Consider the following 7,262-nt stretch of genomic DNA (forward strand, 5'->3'; position numbering starts at 1 on the left):
TTCCATCAGGCTGCTTCCAAGATCCGGTTCAATTCCGGCCATTATTGTATCGTGCTCCTTGATTATTTTCACGTGAGAGCCCAGTCTGCTTAACGCCTGACCCAGCTCGAGTCCTATGGAGCCTCCACCAATTACTGCAAGTGTTTGCGGGACCCTGTTAATATCCCACACATTGTCACTTGTCAGGTAACCTGTTTCTTGGAGCCCTTTTATTTTATTTATCTTCGTAGAAGAGCCTGTAGCAATAATAAAGTTGAACCCACTAACGACAATCTCCTCTGAACCGCTCTTTACCGCAATCTTATCACGATCAATAAAAGTGGCTCTCCCTTCAAAAACCTTGATGTTGTCATACAATTTCAGAACATTTGTATATTTTTCAGTCCTCTCTTCTAAGACGGTTTTCTTCAGTGAAGCCATAAGTTTTCGAAAATCAATCTTGGCGACGCCTGGGGGTATTCCGGGATATTTCGGGTTGGTCAGTGTGTGCACAACCTTAGCTGCCTCTATGATATATTTCGATGGGACGCAGCCAACATTAACGCATGTCCCTCCAAGAGGACCGAACCCAATCATTGCTAAGGAAGCCTGCCCAGAGGTTAGCTCACTCGCCTTTATGGCAGCAGAAAAAGCCGCAGCACCTCTCCCTATAATTACAATATCGAAAACCTCCGTCAACGAGTCACTCAACCTTTCTTACCTGGACCTTATATTGTGAGTCCTTTCCGAATATGGGTAATTTTTCTAAATCCTCTGGTGAGACATTGGTGTCATCAATAACTGCTGAAGCCATACCATCTTTGAGAGAGACTAATACATCATTGGCCCCGCCATCCGTTAAACCTTTTCCCACGTGATCCACACAATCATCGCATGTCATTCCAAATACTTTCATGGTAACTTTCCGTGTTGCCATATGCTATGATTGAAACATTCTATATTTAGAAGTAAGTAAACTTTTCTTTACCTTCAGTAAACTTATATCAGTTGGACAAATGAGTAACATAGTTCAATGTCAGATAAATACAGAAAAGAACCCGACAAACTGGAACGCATCCGCATGGAAAACCGCAATATCTCCTGCATGATTAGGATTGCCGACACTGAACTGTGCATAGATCCATCTCTCCCTTTTCTCGATCTGTTAGGAAAAAAATATACTGTATTGATCCTCGGTGTAATCGGAAACAAATCTGAGGGGGCGAACTTCAATGAGATTCTCAGGGATATCCCATTCTCCAGCTCTACAATCATATCCAAGAGACTGAAGGAACTAGTGAACCTTGATATCATTTTTAAGACTGATCGAGGTGACAGAACGACATACTTTCTGACCGAGCAAGGTCAGATACTGAGGGATGCACTTATTCCTCTTATTAAAACGCTGGCAGGATTGGGCTTGCATAGTTAGTTCTGCTGCAATTCTCCAAACGAAGTATAGCAGATCGTGCGCCTGTGGATCACGCATATTGACTGATCGCTGTTGCTATCCTCATTATCACCAGTTCTTAAACACTGGAGGACAGCAATTGTATTTACAGACATTTGCGAGTATTCTCTTAAAACATTGATCAATTTCCCATAGGTTCATAGACCATGCACCTGACCTCAAGGGGGTGAGGATACCACGGCTTAAAATTCAATTTTTGCTAATCTCTTTCGTGTTGGATGAGTTATCTAATTATCTTATGGAGGAAGCTTGGAGGTACAGGAGCAGGCCTGAAATGATGCTAAAGAAGTGCCATGAAGCACTCAAAAATTATAATGGAAATCCCGTAGAATTGTTCGAATATGCGAATGCATTAAATTTTCTGGGAAGGAATTCTGAGGAAATTCTACTATATCGAAAAGCCTTAATATTAGGATTCTTAGGAATTAACGGATTTTGGGGGAAGTCGGAGGATTACCCTACTACTGTAATATTCCTTTGTATAGCTCTGTTTAGATCTGGATAAACTAAGAAATCTCTTAAGATCTCTCGCACTTTACACTGTCAGGCAATCGCGGCCGAATGCCTCAGTCCTTGATAATATAGATTGATTTCCACTTTGAGTGTGTTCTAATCTGATGCCGCGCAAATTGCGTTTCATACGATAAGGAAGAAAAGTGCAATAGAACAGGGCTGTGTGAATAGTAAATAAGTCATCCACTCTTTAATGATATTATAAAGAATCTCTTCGAGATCAGCAAGAAGACAATTTCCTTCAATGAATTCGACCGGCTAGCTAAAACGAAAGATTCTGCAAGCCTTGACAAGAAATAAGAATCTATTTTCGCCCACGGACTCCAAGGAATTTAATGCACTAATACAGATCTGAGGTTTTCTGTGTAAGTACCTTTGAGCTTGCAATTATGTGTAATTTTACATCATCTGTCACAAGCTTATAACCTGTTTCGATAGCAGATACGAGACATGACGAATCATAGAATGCTAGGTCTGCTTCTCCCAGTGAAAGGGTTAGCGTTGAGCCTGGAGATGGCACGAGTTGCTACATTGAATCAATTAACTCTCACAGAACCGCACCAGAATCCTTTGCTTCTTTTTTAGAAATTCTATTTCTAATTTTATAATTTTCCCATATAATGTTGCCTATTTCATAGGCAGCAAGAGGAATGGTTGCCCCGCAAGGAGATCACTAAATCTACCCACTGAAAGAGAGCAAATAACACATATTTCAATATTATGTAATACTCTGTGCAGGCCACACAGATCCTTCTATAAACTGCTTGGAGGCAAGGTAGCCAATTAGAGCGATCAAATGCGATAAATCTAATTGTGATATTCCTTCGAAGTGCTAATTTAATCCAAACCGGTCCACTCTCTATTGTTTGGATTTTTATCATTGAAAGGGATTTAAGATATCGATGTTGGCTGATAGTCATCATTGGTGAATTAACGCTTATAAATGATGTAATTTTTTGGAACTATCTATTACCTCTGACCGATTTATAAGAAATAATAAGGGTTTACAGAATATAACTACTGTTTTGCCCCTGTGTTTGCTTTCTGGTATTCCGCTGAAAGCAATGAGTTCTCGCCAGATATTTCATCCAGATCCAACCTCTTTGGTTCCGGCAACAATACAACTGTCAATACCAGGCCAAGAACTGACAGGAAAGCCAGTATTAGAAATAGACCAGATTCACCTATAGACGAAGCAAGTATTATCACATTCAGAAACGTCCCTATAAATGCGCCCGTCTTCCCCCCGGCTGCGGACGCTCCGGAACCAAATCCCCTCACCTTTGTTGGAAACACTTCTGGAGGATATACAAACGTGGTCACGTTGGGTCCAAACTCTATGAAGAAGTAACTGATGCCGTAGATGATCAGGAATTGAATTACAAAGGAAGCTGAAAGCAGAAAAGGGAATACCCCAAGCATTCCAAAGCTTATTGCCATGGCTGCGAAACCTATTGTCTGAATAGGCTTCCTTCCAATTCTGTCCAGTGTGAATGTTGCTATCCAGTAGCCTGGAAGTGCCGCCAGCCCAAATATCAGAGCAGAGTACTCTGTGGTTGTAATCAGATGATGCAGCCCTGTCACCGTGCTGGGTACAAGGGCGGACAGCATGGAACTGGACATAATTGAGTTCCCGTACAGCGCCCAATCCATCAGGAACCAGCTTCCGGCAGTGCCCAAAAGCGTCAGGAGGAATTTTTTCTGTCCCATGATTTGTGTCCATGACTCCTTAACCACTTCTGTGGATGCATCGGCCCTTGTGGTCATGCCAGTGTAATTCTTCCAGTTGCTGGTAGCGGCCTTGGAGTCCCCCCTCACCCTTATGGAATATCTCGGTGTTTCAGGCATTTTTCGCCTGTAGTACACAACTAGCAGTGCAGGTATTGCGCCGAACGCAAGCAAGAGTTTCCAAACGATAGCCAAGCTAATTCCAGAATAAATCAGGCCCAAGGATATTAGTGGACCAGCAAGAAGGCCAAAGGATTGCATGGAAAATACCATTCCAACAAGTTTACCCCTGCTCTTTGTATTGGAGTATTCAGCCATGATAGTAGAACTGGTTGCGTAGTCTCCGCCTATTCCTATGCCAAGGATGAATCTCCATATTATCAAAATGTAAACACCATTTGTAGGCGTAAGAAAGGCGCTTCCCAGTGCCCCGATGACAAGTATCACAAGCTCAAGTCCATAAATGGCCTTTCTTCCGAGTTTGTCAAGAAGCCGGCCAAATATGACGGCTCCTATCACGGCAGACAGCAATGCGGTAGAATCAAGAAGCGAAGTTTCCAGTGTAGAGAATGAATTCCATCCGGACAGCACAAGGATACTTGAGACAACGCCTATGATGAAAAGATCATAGGCATCAGTGAAGAATCCGAGTCCAGATATAATCCAGGTTTTGTAGTGGAAGCCACTGGTCTTGGCGTTATTTATAGAGTCTATCAAATCATTATCCTTTTCTGTACTCATATCATGCAGCGCATTTTCTCTCTTCTCATAAATCTTGCCAATATATTATATAAAGTAGAAAATAGTATATAGATTCTATATACATTGGATAATGCTCCCAAAGGGAAAATCAAAACAGCATTTGAACACGTCTTCATAAGTCAGGACTGCCGACTCATTCCAAGTCTGAATTTTTCAATAATCATAGCACTTATAATCAGGGCAGATAGTGCAAGTATAGACGAAACGGTGAAGTCAAAGGGGTCGCCCACCAAATACGAAAAAATAGCTAGAGCTATAGCTGGAGGGTGAGAAAAATCGGTGAAGGTGATGAAGGCCGAAACTATCAGAACATTAACTACTATTTCTACGAGGCCGGTTCCGATAAGTATGTGAATAATGTCCGAGGTCCCAATGACCAGCACATATGTTACCAGAAGGCTCTTTTTTCCTGAGTACTTCGGATCTCTCTGAAAAACTATCAGATATGCGGAAACAGCGTATGGAGGGGCTAGTATGTAATTTCCCCTGATGGCGATCAGTGAGAATATAGCACTCAGGATTGCCAGGAAAATGAGGTAATTCTTGACCTTATCTGATGCCAGGGGCTTTGGGGTCATTTCGCTGTTAATCGATGTTTCACCTCAACGGAATTAAAACGTTAGGAAGTAGTTGTGCTTTAAACTTCCTAATTTTCCTGAAGATTTCAATGGAATTTACACAAAAATTGCATTGATTCATCAGGGTTGGGTCAAGTTATCTTGCTTCAGGTATAATTGTACTGTTACTTTGATTTTAGGTATCTATTCCATCCAGATACCGTCAGAGGTTGAGGCAAAAGACCCCATTGATTTCTTTCCGAATCGTCCAAGCGGTGGTCGCTGCGACGTTTGCAAATTCTTTTGGAAGTTTAGTCCCAGTATGGTTCTTGGGTAGTCGGTGTCATAATTGAAGCAGCCGGCCGAATATCTTCGCAGAAATCGGTATCAATTATACTGAAATGAATGAGAAAAAAAGAATCTGCAGAAATTTCAGCTACTTGGTGCAAGCCTGCGGTTAAGATGCCTTTACTTTATCTTCATGGTTGATTTCACCCTATTAATCTCGACAGCCTCAAGCAATATGGCTTTCAACCCCGCCATGTCCACAATACCTTCTTTCTCGAAATCTATGGCACGAACTGTTTTGCTGTCGAGACGAGAATTGAACATCTTTCCTGGGTCGCTGATCTGGAAACCTTGCGGAAATGTAAGCCTGACAGAATTCTTTAGGAAATTCCCTATGCATATTATTCCATTATGGGACCAGACCGGTACGCCCATAGGATTGCTTGGCTTTCTCCATTTCACCTCTTCAACAATTTCTGCATCAGTATTCCTGAATATATCACGCAACTGCGACATGGTACTGCCACGCCAGTCTCCATAGGATTTGATTATTGTGTCTACTTGTCTGGTTGTCGACTCACTTTCTGTTGGCCCCACATTTCCTGACATTATCATACCTTATTCCGTAAACCAATAAACCATATCTGTTCTTCTATCCGTATTTTGCATGGCTTACAAACCAAGCGCATTTACATCCAGATCTATTCACGTTTTTCAATGACTTTCAGTATTGTCAAAGCAAGCATTAGCCTTGCATTATTTGAATTTTCCTTCCCTTTTTCCTGAAAACAGTTGCACCCTGTTAACTTACCCTTGGCGTCCGTGTGCAGCGGAATCCAGATAAACCCTGATTGAAATGATGTTAGAACTTCCAAGAGAATAAGGTAAAAGATGGCATAATGGTGATTGATTAGGAAATCTGGAAATTTGAAGTTCGAAAATAGTGGGTAACCTCAGTGCCCCGAAAATATGGTCTGGGAAAAGTATATTTTAAGGCTTCATACATAAATTCAACAGGAAATCAGTGGGCTCCCCATTCCCTATGATAACCTTCCACGTTGATAATATAAGACCTAAGGTGGCGTCTTAAAATAAGACTGATTCATTTTAGGATATGAAAGTAATTATACCAGTTCTTGAAAGAAACGATGTTGGCTCGAGAATTTCCCCGCATTTTGGGCGTGCTCCATATCTGGCCGTTCTTGATATCTCAAACGGAAAACTCAGTTCCCTGAAGTTTGTGCTGGGAGAAGGCCCCCACGAGGAAGACAGAACAGAGGAGGAAAAGGCCAAGGCATCATCAATACACGGAAGAGTCGTTGACATAAAACCTGACGCCATAATAGCCACAAGAATCGGGCCTGGAGCTGTGAACGACTTTACGAAGGCCGGCATCAAGATCCTGCCTATCGAAGGCAATACCATATCTGATATCCTGCCAAGGATTCCCGGCAACATTCGCTGATCTGAGCAGAAAAAAGCCCGGAAAGCCGAAATCAAGTTCGATGTTCAGATTACAGTAAGGCCGATTATGCCTGCTGTAACAAAGAGTATCAAGCCCATTACATAATCTATGTACCTTGGCGGGATATTCTTGAGCGCCAGGGATAGGCCGGCTGTGGAGACATAAGCCATTGCGGCCAGGGATATTGCGCTTATAGCGGTAAATGCTGCAAGGATCAGAGCTATATTGGTTATGGAAAGAGGGGACGATGCCAGCATTATGGGTATGAGGGCAAAGTCAGGAAATGCACTGATAGCCAGTACCGATTTTACTGAAGCAATTGCATATCCGGATTCAGTTTCATTCTCCATATAACCGTTCGCAATGAAGTACACCCCCACAGCAACCAGAAGAGCAACCGAAACAAATTCCATGTATGTTATGTAACTTCTGACGAGAAGTATTCCAATAACAAACGCGACTCCGGCAATTGCCTCAGAAGTGACCGAATGCAGCGTTC

9 protein-coding genes are annotated in these 7,262 nt (G+C 42.3%); 3 read left to right on the top strand and 6 right to left on the bottom strand.

What is annotated here, in order from left to right:
• A partial coding sequence (locus QW597_06490; protein MEM0156225.1) for an FAD-dependent oxidoreductase occupies positions 1-678 on the bottom strand: 678 nt, incomplete at its 3' end.
• 4 nt (positions 679-682) lie between these two features.
• Complete coding sequence (locus QW597_06495; protein ID MEM0156226.1) at positions 683-916, bottom strand: copper-binding protein; 234 nt, start codon at positions 914-916, stop codon at positions 683-685.
• A gap of 96 nt (positions 917-1,012) precedes the next feature.
• Here QW597_06495 and QW597_06500 point away from each other — a divergent pair, with 96 nt between their 5' ends.
• Together QW597_06500 and QW597_06505 are read left to right on the top strand one after the other, a co-directional pair.
• On the top strand, positions 1,013-1,411 hold the full coding sequence (locus QW597_06500; GenBank protein MEM0156227.1) for a helix-turn-helix domain-containing protein: 399 nt from the start codon (positions 1,013-1,015) through the stop codon (positions 1,409-1,411).
• A 250-nt stretch (positions 1,412-1,661) separates the two neighbouring features.
• Complete coding sequence (locus QW597_06505) at positions 1,662-1,955, top strand: hypothetical protein (GenBank protein ID MEM0156228.1); 294 nt, start codon at positions 1,662-1,664, stop codon at positions 1,953-1,955.
• Between the two features lie 1,025 nt (positions 1,956-2,980).
• Here the strand turns inward: QW597_06505 and QW597_06510 are convergent.
• The 3 genes from QW597_06510 to QW597_06520 form a co-directional block, all read right to left on the bottom strand.
• On the bottom strand, positions 2,981-4,432 hold the full coding sequence (locus QW597_06510; GenBank protein ID MEM0156229.1) for an MFS transporter: 1,452 nt from the start codon (positions 4,430-4,432) through the stop codon (positions 2,981-2,983).
• A 140-nt stretch (positions 4,433-4,572) separates the two neighbouring features.
• A complete protein-coding gene (locus tag QW597_06515; protein ID MEM0156230.1) occupies positions 4,573-5,031 on the bottom strand; it encodes an HPP family protein in 459 nt (152 codons plus the stop codon).
• Positions 5,032-5,478: 447 nt separating this feature from the next.
• Complete coding sequence (locus QW597_06520) at positions 5,479-5,907, bottom strand: DUF1801 domain-containing protein (protein ID MEM0156231.1); 429 nt, start codon at positions 5,905-5,907, stop codon at positions 5,479-5,481.
• Positions 5,908-6,412: 505 nt separating this feature from the next.
• Between QW597_06520 and QW597_06525 the strand changes: the two genes are divergently transcribed.
• Positions 6,413-6,763, top strand: coding sequence for a NifB/NifX family molybdenum-iron cluster-binding protein (locus QW597_06525; GenBank protein MEM0156232.1), 351 nt, complete (start codon positions 6,413-6,415; stop codon positions 6,761-6,763).
• Between the two features lie 44 nt (positions 6,764-6,807).
• On the opposite strand, the gene QW597_06530 is transcribed toward QW597_06525, so the two are convergent.
• A partial coding sequence (locus QW597_06530; GenBank protein ID MEM0156233.1) for a hypothetical protein occupies positions 6,808-7,262 on the bottom strand: 455 nt, incomplete at its 5' end.

The sequence above is a fragment of the Thermoplasmataceae archaeon genome, assembly GCA_038729425.1.
Lineage (GTDB): Archaea > Thermoplasmatota > Thermoplasmata > Thermoplasmatales > Thermoplasmataceae > B-DKE.